Below are 12,862 nucleotides of genomic sequence, written 5' to 3' on the forward strand. Positions count from 1 at the left end.
TCTTTTGATTGTTAAACGCGGCGACGTTTATTTTGCTGATTTATCCCCTGTAGTTGGTTCAGAGCAAGGCGGCGTTCGTCCAGTTTTAATTATCCAAAATGATATAGGGAATCGTTTTAGTCCAACGGTGATCGTAGCCGCTATTACAGCACAAATTCAAAAAGCAAAATTGCCGACTCATGTTGAAATTGATGCGAAAAAATATGGATTTGAACGGGATTCGGTCATTTTGCTTGAGCAGATTAGAACGATTGATAAACAACGGTTAACGGATAAAATTACCCATCTTGATGATGAAATGATGGATAAAGTGGACGATGCCTTACAAATCAGTTTAGGGCTGATCGATTTCTAATATTTTTTACGTATATTTCAACGATCTTTTCAAAAGGACTGCCTGCAGGTAGAATGTTTAAAATAAATAAGATTGAAAAAATGTCCACAGTTGCGAAACTGTGGTATTTTTGATTTTTGCGCAAAAATGAACAGACGTGCTGACAAGCTGCATTCGCTTTTTTAAACGACGAAGCATTTAAAAACAGCATCTTCCATAGTCGAGAAATGAAAGGAAGATTTGCCGCATTCCCTTTATAAAATAGCTGTAAGCAATGCATGCGACAGCATTAGCAGATATTGTGGAAGAAAAATGATAAAAACGGGAACATATCTATAATTTTTTTTATTTTTCTATAAAAGTTGAAAAGGCAAAGTTTTTGAAAGGAGACATGCAACATGTCACTGAAAATTTCTGAAATAGTTGAATTTATCCGAATGCATCGAGACGAGATTATGAAGGATTGGATTGATCGCTTCAACAAGGCTGATGCCCAATCAATTTCCGCTGAGTCTGATCAAATTAATCAAGCAATTGCTGCAGAATATGTGAATATTCTCATCGAATGGAGCAAAAACAAAGAAGATGAATTTTCCAGAAAAATTCATGAATTTTCAAAACGGATTGTCCAGCTTGACTGGCCAATGGACAAAATTGCTCAATGCTTACATACTTTTGAAAAAATATTATTTGCTAAATTGCTTGAGAAACAAATACCGGGTGATCCGCTTGAATTATTATCGGAGATAGAGAAAGTTACCTCACCGGTTAATCGGGAAGTATTTCTGCAATATACCTCTTCATATGAAAGAACCATTAATCTCCAAAAAATGGCTCTGCAAGAATTGTCTGCGCCGTTGATTCCGGTTTTTGATAGCATCACTGTTATGCCATTGATTGGAACGATTGATACGGACCGTGCCAAAAGAATTATGGAAAATTTATTAAAAGGGGTCGTTAAATATCGTTCTGAAGTGGTGCTGATTGATATAACCGGTGTGCCTGTTGTGGATACGATGGTAGCCCATCACATTATACAAGCTGCAGAAGCAGTTCGTCTTGTAGGAGCAAAAAGCTTGCTTGTCGGCATTCGCCCTGAAATTGCGCAAACGATAGTGAATCTAGGCATTGATTTAAGTCAAATTACGACGAAAAATACCCTTCAAAAAGGTATCGAAGCTGCGCTTGAAATGACCAATCGAAAAATTGTTTCAATGGGTGAACGCAGATGATGAAAACGTCAAAAATACCTATTTTAAAACTGTATAATAATCTATTAATTTCAATACAGTGGGAGCTGGACGACAAAACAGCGATGCAATTTCAGGAAGATTTATTAAAGAAAATTCATGAAACAGGAGCAACAGGTGTTGTCATTGATTTAACTTCGGTTGATGTCATTGATTCATTTATCGCCAAGATTTTAGGGGACTGTGTCAACATGTCTAAGTTAATGGGGGCGACGGTCGTGTTGACAGGTATTCAGCCTGCTGTGGCTATTACGCTGATCGAATTAGGCATTGAACTGGAAGATATTCATACTGCGCTTGACTTGGAAAAAGGGCTGGAATTGCTTAAGGAGCTGGAGGATTAGAATGGATGGCCAATCCTGTGTAATGATTATGAACGAATGGGATATTGTGGCTGCCCGCCAATTGGGTCGTCATGCTGCGAAAGAACTTGGATTCGGCGCAGTGGACCAAGCCCGGATTACCACCGCAATATCAGAATTAGCAAGGAACATTTATCATTATGCAAATGGTGGGAAAATTTACATCGATAAAATTGAAGAAAAAGAAAAAAAAGGAATTAAAATTACTGCCTCTGATCATGGGCCGGGAATTCCTGATATTCGCAAGGCAATGGAGGATGGATTTACGACGTCAGGAGGACTTGGGGCTGGATTGCCCGGTGTTAAGCGCTTAATGGACGAATTTTATATCGACTCAAAGACAGGCGAAGGGACCGTTGTACAAGTGGTGAAATGGCTTCGTTAGGAGGATTTTATGGCGTTTGATGATGATATTCAAATGAAATATAAAGAGATGTTAGCAAATTACATTCAAGAACTGACCGAACAAGCTTTATATGAAGGGCAGCGCTTCAGTTGGAAAGCAATTGAACATAAAATACCGCCTGAGGAAATCATCAACATCCATTTAAAAGTTTTAAAAGAATTATTTCCAGACATACCAAAAAAGATTTTAGATTCCTTTGACTTTTTATTGGAGGTAATGGTTGGTTATGGTCTGGCTTATCAAGAACATCAATTTTTGAGGGGCAGGCAGCTTGAGCTGAAATCCGAAATTGAAATTGCAGCAAACGTACAGCAGGCACTGCTGCAAACAAATATTCCAAAAGTCGAAGAATTGGACATAGGGGTCATCAGCGTTCCTGCCAAAATTATGAACGGAGATTATTACCAGTTTGCAGAACATGAAAACACAATGAGCGTTGCGATTGCGGATGTCATAGGCAAAGGCATACCTGCAGCATTGTGTATATCAATGATTAAATATGCGATGGACAGCCTCCTGGAATCAAGGCAAAATCCGAGTTACATATTAGAAAATTTAAATAGAGTTGTTGAACAAAACATCGATGTCAATATGTTTATTACCATGTTTTTTGGTAAGTACGATTTTCGGACGAATAAGATTACATATGCATCTGCAGGACATGAACCGGGCTTTTATTATTGCGCCAGCGAGGATCACTTTTATGACCTTCAATCAAAAGGGCTTGTTTTAGGTGTTGACCGGCAAGTGAAATATGAGCAATATGAATTAAATCTTTTCCAAAACGATATGATTATTCTTTTGTCAGATGGAGTAACTGAAACAAGAACGAAGGAAGGATTTATTGATAGAGCTGCAGTGACGAGCGCCATCCGAGCTCATTTACATTTGCCTGCTCAGCAAATAGTAGAAAATATTTATAAAGATTTTGAGAAAATGCAAGGTTTTCAATTGCGGGATGATTTCACCTTAATCATTATGAAAAAAAATGTTTAAACGGCTTCGAAAAAGGGTATAAGTGAATGGATGATTTTGTCTTTTATGAGGGGGATCAGAATGAATCTTGAAATTGATATTAAAAGGGAAAAAAAGGTTTCGTATGTGCATCTAAAAGGAGAGATTGATGCCTATACTGCGCCAGCGCTAAAAAATAAACTTGCGCCCATTTCTGAGGAAAGCGAACCTTTTATTGAAGTCAACCTAAAAGATGTTGAATATATGGACTCAACCGGATTAGGAGTTTTTGTCGGATTGTTGAAAACGGTCAGAAAACAAGGCGGAAAGCTGAAATTGACAAATTTGTCGCCGCGGCTGGAGCGCTTATTTCATATTACCGGTTTGGACAGCATCATCGAGATTTCAAGAAAAGGTGAGGATTAATGGATAAATGTATTGATTACATTGAAATGAAAATACCTGCGAAAACTGAGTATATAGGGATTGTCAGATTGACTCTATCCGGTATCGCCAATAGAATGGGGTACACATATGATGACATTGAAGATTTAAAGATTGCCGTCAGTGAAGCGTGTACAAATGCGGTGCAGCATGCCTACGGTCATGATGAAAACGGTGAAGTGAGAATCGGCTTCAGCTTGTTTGAAAATCGATTAGAGATCACTGTTTCAGACGATGGGAAAAATTTCGATTTATCAAAAATGAAAGAAAACACCGGGCCTTATTCTCCTTCCATGCCGATTGAAAAATTGAGCGAGGGCGGTTTAGGTTTGTTTCTAATTAAAACGCTCATGGATGAAGTGACAATCGATATGAACTCAGGAGTAACTGTCAAGATGTCCAAGCTTTTAAATGAGGAGCGAATGAGAAATGAACAAACCTCATGGTCAAAAACGAAGCAATAACGAAATCCATGAACTCATTCGTCAAGTTCAGGAAAATAAAGATGAAAAAGCACAAGAACAAATTATTGAACTTTATCAGCCAATTGTTGTTGCACTGGCAAAAAAGTACTCAAGTTCGAAAATGTATCAGGAGGATTTGGTACAGGTCGGGATGATCGGTTTATTGGGAGCGATTGATCGCTTCGACCCAACAGTTGGGAAATCATTTGATGCGTTTGTTGTTCCAACGATTATTGGAGAAATCAAACGCTATCTTCGGGATAAAACGTGGAGCGTCCATGTGCCCCGCAGAATGAAAGAACTTGGACCAAAAATAAATGCAGCGGTGGAGCAGTTGACGAGTCAGCTGGAGCGCTCTCCGAAGGTCAAGGAAATAGCAGAATATTTAGGAGCAGCTGAGGAAGAAGTTTTGGAAGCTATGGAAATGGTCAAAAACTATCATACGCTTTCTGTTGATCACTCAATAGAAGCTGGACCGGATGGAACCGCGGTCACCATTTTAGATCTTGTCGGACAAAAAGACGAGGGCTTTGAACGCATTCTTCAAAAACTGACTATTGAAAACATTATGCACGTTTTAACTGAGAGAGAAAAAGAAATTATTCTACATTCTTTTTATCATAACCGCAGTCAAAAAGAAATAGGTGAAATTTTAGGTATCTCCCAAATGCATGTTTCCAGACTATTGCGCCAAGCATTAAAAAAATTAAAAAAAGCTGTTCACGCTGATCCAATGGAGATAGGGCAATGATTCAATATCAAGAAACTGAACATATTCAATTTTTGACATGTCAGGTTGGAAAAGTAGGCAGTGCTTATTGTGGAGACAGTTTTTTCACCTGTACGGACGAGCATAGATTTGTTTGTGTTGTCGCAGATGGGTTGGGAAGTGGACAAGCTGCGCGTGAATCATCTGAAATCATATGCCAAACGGTGAAGCAATACCAGCAGGAAACTGTACATGAGATTTTTAAACAGTGCCATAAGAAATTAAAAGGTAAAAGAGGCGCGACAGTCGGAATATTAAAAGTGGATTTCGTAGACAAAACTATTACATACGGCTCGGTAGGAAACGTTCGTTTCATCTTATATTTGCCTTCTGGGGAATACATTTATCCAATTCCAACCGCTGGATATTTACCTGGTAAAATGAAGAAATATCGCATCCGCACTTTTTCATATGAAAAAGGGTCAAAATTTATTATTCACACTGATGGCCTTTATGCTTCAAACATTAAAACGGCGTTAAAAGATCATTCTTCTATTCACGAGATTGCGAAAGGCTTCAATAAATTTCTTTCCGATCGGACAGATGATTTAACTTATATAATCGGACAGCTTTTTTAATTGTTGGGACAATCGGATGGATAACGGTTGTCTTTTTATGTTGAAAAAATTTTTGATAAAATGTTTATGTAGATGGAAATAGTAGTGGAGGCTAAAGAATGTTAAATAATGAGAAAATTTTTCAAATGTTAAGCAGCGAATTATCAATATCCACCAAACAAATTCAAAATGTCATTGCATTACTTGAAGACGGCAACACCGTTCCTTTTATTGCGCGGTACAGAAAAGAACAAACAGGCGCTTTAAATGAAGTGGAAATACGAAACATTAGTGAGCGCTGGCAATACATACAAAACCTTGAAAAAAGAAAAGAAGAAGTTATTCGGTTAATTGAGGAACAAGGAAAACTAACAGAATCTTTGCGAAATGAAATACTGGCGGCTGAAAAATTGCAGCAAGTTGAAGACTTGTATCGGCCATACCGGCAAAAAAGAAGAACGAAAGCAACGATTGCAAAAGAAAGAGGGCTTGAGCCTTTAGCCAAATGGATATATTCCTTGCCGCTAGCGGGATCGATTGAAGAAGAAGCCGAAAAATACATCAATGAAGAGAAAGAAATCCATACGGTTGAAGATGCTCTCTCTGGTGCAAAAGATATTATTGCAGAATGGATTTCAGACGATCCGAATTATCGGCAATGGATAAGGGAGCAAACGTTGAAAGAAGGTATGGTCGTCTCAACGTGTAAAGACGAAGAAAAAGATGAGAAAAAAGTATTCGAAATGTATTACCAATATGAAGAACCGATCAAAAAAATCGTTCCCCATCGTGTTTTGGCGTTAAACAGAGGGGAGAAGGAAGGGATTTTAAGGGTGGCAATCGAGCCGCCGACAGAACAAATAGTAGCCTATTTGAAGAAAAAAGTTGTTTCGGATCAAAGGACAATTGCTGCTGATATTTTAATTGAAACGTTGGAGGATGCGTATAGACGGCTCATACAGCCTTCGATTGAGCGGGAGATTAGAAAAGAATTGACTGAAAAAGCTGAAGATCAGGCCATTCGTGTTTTTTCCGAAAATTTAAGAAAACTGCTCCTTCAACCTCCATTAAAAGGAACGATCGTTTTAGGAATCGACCCGGCTTACCGTACAGGATGCAAGCTTGCGGCAGTCGATGAAACTGGAAAAGTTCTTTATATTGATGTGATTTATCCTCATCCGCCAAAAAATGAAATAGAAAAATCAAAACAAAAGCTGATCGATATTATTCAACGCTTCCAAATTGAAGTAATCGCTATCGGCAATGGAACAGCTTCAAGAGAAACAGAACAATTTGTTGCAGATGTAATAAAAGAATTAAAAGAAGATATTTATTATTTAATTGTTAACGAGGCGGGAGCAAGTGTTTATTCAGCTTCTGATTTAGCCCGGGAAGAGTTCCCAGATCTTGAAGTCGAAGAACGCAGCGCAGTATCCATTGCTAGAAGGCTTCAAGATCCGCTTGCTGAATTGGTGAAAATTGATCCTAAATCAATCGGTGTTGGTCAATACCAGCATGATGTATCCCAAAAGAAATTGCATGACTCTTTAACGTTTGTTGTGGAAACAGTTGTCAACCAAGTCGGTGTCAACGTAAATACTGCTTCGCCGTCTCTGTTGCAATACGTATCTGGATTATCAAAAACAGTGGCTCATAATATTGTGAAACGAAGAGAAGAAATTGGAAAATTTGTGAATCGCAACGATTTAAAATCCATCCCACGGCTTGGGGAGAAAACGTATGAGCAATGTATCGGCTTTTTAAGAATATTGGACGGCGACGATCCGCTTGACAGGACGAGCATTCATCCTGAAAGCTATGAAGACGCTAGAAAACTGCTGTCAAGCCTTTCATTGACAGTCGATGATATCGGTACAGAACTGTTGAAAGATAAAATCAGATCGCTGAATATTCAAGAAACTTCAAAAGCCTTGCATATTGGCGAATATACATTGAAGGATATATGCGATGCTTTAATGAGACCGGAGCGCGATCCTCGTGATGAAGTTCCAAAACCTCTTTTGAAAAAAGATGTGCTGCAGCTTGAAGACTTGAAAGAAGGAATGGAGCTGCAAGGAACGGTTCGAAACGTAGTAGACTTTGGTGTATTTGTTGATATCGGCGTTAAACAGGATGGACTTGTGCACATTTCAAAATTAAGCAAACAATATGTAAAGCATCCTTTGGACGTTGTTTCGGTTGGGGACATCGTGACAGTCTGGGTGGAAAAAGTTGATGTTGATAAAGGAAGAGTCGCTTTAACAATGGTTAAATAAATAACAACAGAAATCACGGCTGTCGGCAAAGTCGACAGCTGATTTTTTTATCAACCTTATATTGCATGCTGATGGAAGCAAACAACGATCTATCAACCAAAAATTTTGAAAAAAGTTAGTCTGTTCTTTGAGAGCTGTTGAATTATGAGCAATGCTTTTTTCTATAGAAATACCAGCATTGATTTAATAACTTGATTTGATAAACGTTTTTTTCATAATATGCTTTCTTCATTTGATTTATAAGCCAATTCGGCATTGGTTAATACCTCCTTGGATGTATTGTTCTTTTTGGCTTGCCATTTTATGGTCAAGAAAAAAAGCATATGCTAAAATAAAATATGTGAGTCCGATTAGATGTAGTAATATTTATTGTATGCGTTAAGTTGTTGTCCTGTTCAACATGTTTTTAAAGTAGGTGCAGTACATTGAATGATGACCAGCTTCAAAAACTTGTGGAGCAAATTTCACTATCCTTTTTTGGGAAAAAATTTGTTCACAAAGCGTATTTTAATCACCGTCTTCGAACAACAGGCGGAAGATATTTATTAAACAGCCATGATATTGAAGTGAATAAAAAATATTATGAACAATACGGAATGGACGAATTAATAGGGATTATTAAGCATGAACTTTGCCACTACCATCTTCATATCGAAGGAAAAGGTTTTCGGCATCGGGACTCTGACTTTAAAATGCTTTTAAAAAAAGTAGGTGCACCTAGATTTTGCACACCATTAAGAGAAAAAAATAAAAATAATATTATTTATATTTATAAATGCCTATCATGTATGAGCACTTTTATTCGCCGTAGAAAAATGAACCCAGAACGATATTTATGCGGAAAGTGCGGAGGAAAAATTCAATTTTATAAAAATAATGGTTGACGAAAAGGAGAAAGATATGATAAAGTATAAAAGCCGTCGCTAATTGGATGGCAGCGAAAAACAATATATAACGAACTGTTGACAAAATTATAAATGCTCATTACAATGGTTACAGTCGTCAATTTTTTCTTCATTCCGCAGTAGCTCAGTGGTAGAGCATTCGGCTGTTAACCGAACGGTCGCAGGTTCGAATCCTGCCTGCGGAGCCAATTTGGAGAAGTACCCAAGTGGCTGAAGGGGCTCCCCTGCTAAGGGAGTAGGTCGTGTAAGCGGCGCGAGGGTTCAAATCCCTCCTTCTCCGCCATGAAAAATGGCCCGTTGGTCAAGTGGTTAAGACACCGCCCTTTCACGGCGGTAACACGGGTTCGAATCCCGTACGGGTCATTCATATTCGCTGAAATAGGAAGTTGAAAAACTTCCTATTTCTAACTTTAAAAAATCCAAAACAAAAAGTCTTTACATAGCGTTCAAAAAATGTTACAATAAATTTTGTGACTTTTTGATGGGCTATAGCCAAGCGGTAAGGCAACGGACTTTGACTCCGTGATGCGCTGGTTCGAATCCAGCTAGCCCAGCCACTTATTATAAAAATAATAAGAGCCATTAGCTCAGTCGGTAGAGCATCTGACTTTTAATCAGAGGGTCGGAGGTTCGAATCCTCCATGGCTCACCATTTAATGCGGGTGTGGCGGAATTGGCAGACGCACTAGACTTAGGATCTAGCGCCTTACGGCGTGGGGGTTCAAGTCCCTCCACCCGCATATTCGCGGTAGTGGCGGAATGGCAGACGCGCTAGGTTGAGGGCCTAGTGGGGGCGACCCCGTGGAGGTTCGAGTCCTCTCTACCGCACCAAAAAAGTGTTGACATCATATTTTAAGTGAGTTACAATAAAAAACCTGTGGAATGCGCCCGTAGCTCAATTGGATAGAGCGTTTGACTACGGATCAAAAGGTTAGGGGTTCGACTCCTCTCGGGCGCGCCATATACGGGAAGTAGCTCAGCTTGGTAGAGCACATGGTTTGGGACCATGGGGTCGCAGGTTCGAATCCTGTCTTCCCGATTTTGATCAATAAAGGCTTAAAAGCAAAATTGCATGAATAAATTAAGATATGCGGGTGTAGTTTAGTGGTAAAACCTCAGCCACGAGCGACACTTCAATGAATAATCTGCGAGTTGCCTCGACGCATTTACATCCTCGAACAATGCTGGAAGAGGAAGAGGCATGGAAAATGCGTGTTTATCATCTAAATAGAAAAACAAATATTTTCGCGCGGGTGTAGTTTAGTGGTAAAACCTCAGCCTTCCAAGCTGATGTCGTGGGTTCGATTCCCATCACCCGCTCCAAAATGATCTTTGAAAACTGAACAAAACGAAAAGCGTGCCTGTTGATTCTAAAAGAGCATTTGGTGACAAACTTTTTTTGGAGAGTTTGATCCTGGCTCAGGACGAACGCTGGCGGCGTGCCTAATACATGCAAGTCGAGCGGACCGAAGGGAGCTTGCTCCTTTAGGTTAGCGGCGGACGGGTGAGTAACACGTGGGCAACCTGCCCTGCAGACTGGGATAACTTCGGGAAACCGGAGCTAATACCGGATAACACCGAAAACCGCATGGTTTTCGGTTGAAAGGCGGCTTTTAGCTGTCACTGCAGGATGGGCCCGCGGCGCATTAGCTAGTTGGTGAGGTAACGGCTCACCAAGGCGACGATGCGTAGCCGACCTGAGAGGGTGACCGGCCACACTGGGACTGAGACACGGCCCAGACTCCTACGGGAGGCAGCAGTAGGGAATCTTCCGCAATGGACGAAAGTCTGACGGAGCAACGCCGCGTGAGCGAAGAAGGTCTTCGGATCGTAAAGCTCTGTTGTCAGGGAAGAACAAGTACCGTTCGAACAGGGCGGTACCTTGACGGTACCTGACGAGGAAGCCACGGCTAACTACGTGCCAGCAGCCGCGGTAATACGTAGGTGGCAAGCGTTGTCCGGAATTATTGGGCGTAAAGCGCGCGCAGGCGGTTCCTTAAGTCTGATGTGAAATCTCGCGGCTCAACCGCGAGCGGCCATTGGAAACTGGGGAACTTGAGTGCAGGAGAGGGGAGCGGAATTCCACGTGTAGCGGTGAAATGCGTAGAGATGTGGAGGAACACCAGTGGCGAAGGCGGCTCTCTGGCCTGTAACTGACGCTGAGGCGCGAAAGCGTGGGGAGCGAACAGGATTAGATACCCTGGTAGTCCACGCCGTAAACGATGAGTGCTAAGTGTTAGAGGGTATCCACCCTTTAGTGCTGCAGCAAACGCATTAAGCACTCCGCCTGGGGAGTACGGCCGCAAGGCTGAAACTCAAAGGAATTGACGGGGACCCGCACAAGCGGTGGAGCATGTGGTTTAATTCGAAGCAACGCGAAGAACCTTACCAGGTCTTGACATCCCCTGACAACCCTAGAGATAGGGCGTTCCCCTTTCGGGGACAGGGTGACAGGTGGTGCATGGTTGTCGTCAGCTCGTGTCGTGAGATGTTGGGTTAAGTCCCGCAACGAGCGCAACCCTTGACCTTAGTTGCCAGCATTCAGTTGGGCACTCTAAGGTGACTGCCGGCTAAAAGTCGGAGGAAGGTGGGGATGACGTCAAATCATCATGCCCCTTATGACCTGGGCTACACACGTGCTACAATGGGTGGTACAAAGGGCAGCGAAACCGCGAGGTGGAGCGAATCCCAAAAAACCACTCTCAGTTCGGATTGCAGGCTGCAACTCGCCTGCATGAAGCCGGAATCGCTAGTAATCGCGGATCAGCATGCCGCGGTGAATACGTTCCCGGGTCTTGTACACACCGCCCGTCACACCACGAGAGTTTGTAACACCCGAAGTCGGTGGGGTAACCCTTACGGGAGCCAGCCGCCGAAGGTGGGACAAATGATTGGGGTGAAGTCGTAACAAGGTAGCCGTATCGGAAGGTGCGGCTGGATCACCTCCTTTCTAAGGATATATACATTGAAATAGGGTGCGCTTTTCCGTTTTGTTTAGTTTTGAAGGATCATATCCTTCTTGATTGTTCTTTGAAAACTGGATAACGGAAAGACATTCACGAATAGATCGCTCATGTTAGGAAGAAACGGTTAAGTTAGAAAGGGCGCACGGTGGATGCCTTGGCACTAGGAGCCGATGAAGGACGGGACAAACACCGAAATGCTTCGGGGAGCTGTAAGTAAGCGTCGATCCGGAGATGTCCGAATGGGGGAACCCACTGCCCGTAATGGGGCAGTATCCATACCTGAATCCATAGGGTATGGAGGGCAACCCGGGGAACTGAAACATCTAAGTACCCGGAGGAAGAGAAAGCAACAGCGATTCCCTGAGTAGCGGCGAGCGAAACGGGAACAGCCCAAACCAAGAGGCGTGCCTCTTGGGGTTGTAGGACACTCGATTAAGGAGTGACAAAGGAACGGGGTAGACGAAGAGGTCTGGAAAGGCCCGTCAGAGAAGGTAACAACCCTGTAGTCGAAACTCCGTTCCCTCCCGAGTGGATCCTGAGTACGGCGGGACACGTGAAATCCCGTCGGAAGCAGGGAGGACCATCTCCCAAGGCTAAATACTCCCTAGTGACCGATAGTGAACCAGTACCGTGAGGGAAAGGTGAAAAGCACCCCGGGAGGGGAGTGAAAGAGAACCTGAAACCGTGTGCCTACAAGTAGTCAGAGCCCATTAACGGGTGATGGCGTGCCTTTTGTAGAATGAACCGGCGAGTTGCGATTTCGTGCAAGGTTAAGCCGAAAGGCGGAGCCGCAGCGAAAGCGAGTCTGAAGAGGGCGAAATAGTACGAGGTCGCAGACCCGAAACCAGGTGATCTACCCATGTCCAGGGTGAAGGCAAGGTAACACTTGCTGGAGGCCCGAACCCACGCACGTTGAAAAGTGCGGGGATGAGGTGTGGGTAGGGGTGAAATGCCAATCGAACTTGGAGATAGCTGGTTCTCTCCGAAATAGCTTTAGGGCTAGCCTCAAGGGAAGAGTCTTGGAGGTAGAGCACTGATTGGACGAGGGGCCCCCATCGGGTTACCGAATTCAGTCAAACTCCGAATGCCAATGACTTATCCTTGGGAGTCAGACTGCGAGTGATAAGATCCGTGGTCAAAAGGGAAACAGCCCAGACCGCCAGCTAAGGTCCCAA

The 12,862-nt window shown here is 42.4% G+C and carries 12 protein-coding genes, 10 tRNA genes and 2 rRNA genes (1 of these 24 only partly in view); 23 read left to right on the forward strand and 1 reads right to left on the reverse strand.

Translation table 11 applies throughout. The features are described 5' to 3' along the window. Nucleotides 1-4 precede the first annotated feature (4 nt). From ndoA to NSQ84_RS01930, 10 genes are all read left to right on the forward strand, one after another. Nucleotides 5-355 carry a type II toxin-antitoxin system endoribonuclease NdoA gene (gene ndoA / locus NSQ84_RS01885; protein ID WP_063388230.1) on the forward strand — a complete coding sequence of 117 codons (351 nt, stop codon included), beginning with the start codon at nt 5-7 and terminating at the stop codon, nt 353-355. Nucleotides 356-789: 434 nt separating this feature from the next. Beyond that, complete coding sequence (locus NSQ84_RS01890; protein WP_339212722.1) at nt 790-1,566, forward strand: STAS domain-containing protein; 777 nt, start codon at nt 790-792, stop codon at nt 1,564-1,566. Next, entirely contained in the window at nt 1,566-1,928 is a 363-nt protein-coding gene (locus NSQ84_RS01895) for an STAS domain-containing protein (protein WP_063388242.1), read from the forward strand. The genes NSQ84_RS01890 and NSQ84_RS01895 overlap by 1 nt, the downstream gene beginning before the upstream one ends. A gap of 1 nt (nt 1,929) precedes the next feature. Beyond that, nucleotides 1,930-2,331 (forward strand): anti-sigma regulatory factor, encoded by a 402-nt coding sequence (locus tag NSQ84_RS01900; protein ID WP_063388232.1) that lies wholly within the window; start codon nt 1,930-1,932, stop codon nt 2,329-2,331. Between the two features lie 9 nt (nt 2,332-2,340). Next, a complete protein-coding gene (locus NSQ84_RS01905) occupies nt 2,341-3,348 on the forward strand; it encodes a PP2C family protein-serine/threonine phosphatase (RefSeq protein WP_066247065.1) in 1,008 nt (335 codons plus the stop codon). 60 nt (nt 3,349-3,408) lie between these two features. Next, nucleotides 3,409-3,732, forward strand: a complete 324-nt coding sequence (locus tag NSQ84_RS01910; protein WP_063388234.1) for an anti-sigma factor antagonist — start codon at nt 3,409-3,411, stop codon at nt 3,730-3,732. Continuing rightward, nucleotides 3,732-4,214 (forward strand): anti-sigma B factor RsbW, encoded by a 483-nt coding sequence (gene rsbW, locus NSQ84_RS01915; RefSeq protein WP_278342289.1) that lies wholly within the window; start codon nt 3,732-3,734, stop codon nt 4,212-4,214. The genes NSQ84_RS01910 and rsbW overlap by 1 nt, the downstream gene beginning before the upstream one ends. Beyond that, nucleotides 4,180-4,965 carry an RNA polymerase sigma factor SigB gene (sigB, locus tag NSQ84_RS01920; protein WP_063388236.1) on the forward strand — a complete coding sequence of 262 codons (786 nt, stop codon included), beginning with the start codon at nt 4,180-4,182 and terminating at the stop codon, nt 4,963-4,965. Before rsbW ends, sigB begins: the two co-directional genes overlap by 35 nt. Continuing rightward, the gene (locus tag NSQ84_RS01925) at nt 4,962-5,561 is read left to right on the forward strand and encodes a PP2C family serine/threonine-protein phosphatase (protein ID WP_063388237.1); all 600 of its coding nucleotides are present in this window, start codon (nt 4,962-4,964) and stop codon (nt 5,559-5,561) included. The genes sigB and NSQ84_RS01925 overlap by 4 nt, the downstream gene beginning before the upstream one ends. A gap of 98 nt (nt 5,562-5,659) precedes the next feature. Beyond that, nucleotides 5,660-7,816: a Tex family protein gene (locus tag NSQ84_RS01930; RefSeq protein ID WP_066247056.1), complete on the forward strand. Its 2,157-nt coding sequence runs from the start codon at nt 5,660-5,662 to the stop codon at nt 7,814-7,816. 142 nt (nt 7,817-7,958) lie between these two features. Here the strand turns inward: NSQ84_RS01930 and cmpA are convergent, their stop codons facing one another. Next, nucleotides 7,959-8,072 carry a cortex morphogenetic protein CmpA gene (gene cmpA / locus NSQ84_RS01935; RefSeq protein WP_094245000.1) on the reverse strand — a complete coding sequence of 38 codons (114 nt, stop codon included), beginning with the start codon at nt 8,070-8,072 and terminating at the stop codon, nt 7,959-7,961. Nucleotides 8,073-8,241: 169 nt separating this feature from the next. Here cmpA and NSQ84_RS01940 point away from each other — a divergent pair, with 169 nt between their 5' ends. The 13 genes from NSQ84_RS01940 to NSQ84_RS02000 all read left to right on the forward strand — a co-directional run. After that, on the forward strand, nt 8,242-8,700 hold the full coding sequence (locus tag NSQ84_RS01940) for a SprT family protein (protein ID WP_063388239.1): 459 nt from the start codon (nt 8,242-8,244) through the stop codon (nt 8,698-8,700). Between the two features lie 134 nt (nt 8,701-8,834). Then, a tRNA-Asn gene (locus NSQ84_RS01945) sits at nt 8,835-8,909 on the forward strand. A gap of 4 nt (nt 8,910-8,913) precedes the next feature. Beyond that, a tRNA-Ser gene (locus NSQ84_RS01950) sits at nt 8,914-9,004 on the forward strand. A gap of 8 nt (nt 9,005-9,012) precedes the next feature. Continuing rightward, a tRNA-Glu gene (locus NSQ84_RS01955) sits at nt 9,013-9,084 on the forward strand. Nucleotides 9,085-9,203: 119 nt separating this feature from the next. Continuing rightward, nucleotides 9,204-9,278: transfer RNA gene (locus tag NSQ84_RS01960), tRNA-Gln, on the forward strand. 19 nt (nt 9,279-9,297) lie between these two features. Beyond that, nucleotides 9,298-9,373: transfer RNA gene (locus NSQ84_RS01965), tRNA-Lys, on the forward strand. A 6-nt stretch (nt 9,374-9,379) separates the two neighbouring features. Then, nucleotides 9,380-9,461 (forward strand) — tRNA-Leu (locus NSQ84_RS01970). A gap of 5 nt (nt 9,462-9,466) precedes the next feature. Further along, nucleotides 9,467-9,552: transfer RNA gene (locus NSQ84_RS01975), tRNA-Leu, on the forward strand. Between the two features lie 53 nt (nt 9,553-9,605). Continuing rightward, a tRNA-Arg gene (locus NSQ84_RS01980) sits at nt 9,606-9,682 on the forward strand. Nucleotides 9,683-9,686: 4 nt separating this feature from the next. Further along, nucleotides 9,687-9,760 (forward strand) — tRNA-Pro (locus NSQ84_RS01985). 210 nt (nt 9,761-9,970) lie between these two features. Continuing rightward, nucleotides 9,971-10,044, forward strand: a tRNA-Gly gene (locus NSQ84_RS01990). A 73-nt stretch (nt 10,045-10,117) separates the two neighbouring features. Further along, a 16S ribosomal RNA gene (locus NSQ84_RS01995) occupies nt 10,118-11,671 on the forward strand. Nucleotides 11,672-11,809: 138 nt separating this feature from the next. Next, a 23S ribosomal RNA gene (locus NSQ84_RS02000) occupies nt 11,810-12,862 on the forward strand; it runs 1,879 nt beyond the window's last position. Together the 16S and 23S rRNA genes with 10 tRNA genes alongside form the textbook arrangement of a ribosomal RNA operon.

The sequence above is a fragment of the Aeribacillus sp. FSL K6-3256 genome (assembly GCF_037965805.1).
In the GTDB taxonomy this organism is placed as follows: Bacteria; Bacillota; Bacilli; order Bacillales; family Aeribacillaceae; genus Aeribacillus; species Aeribacillus composti.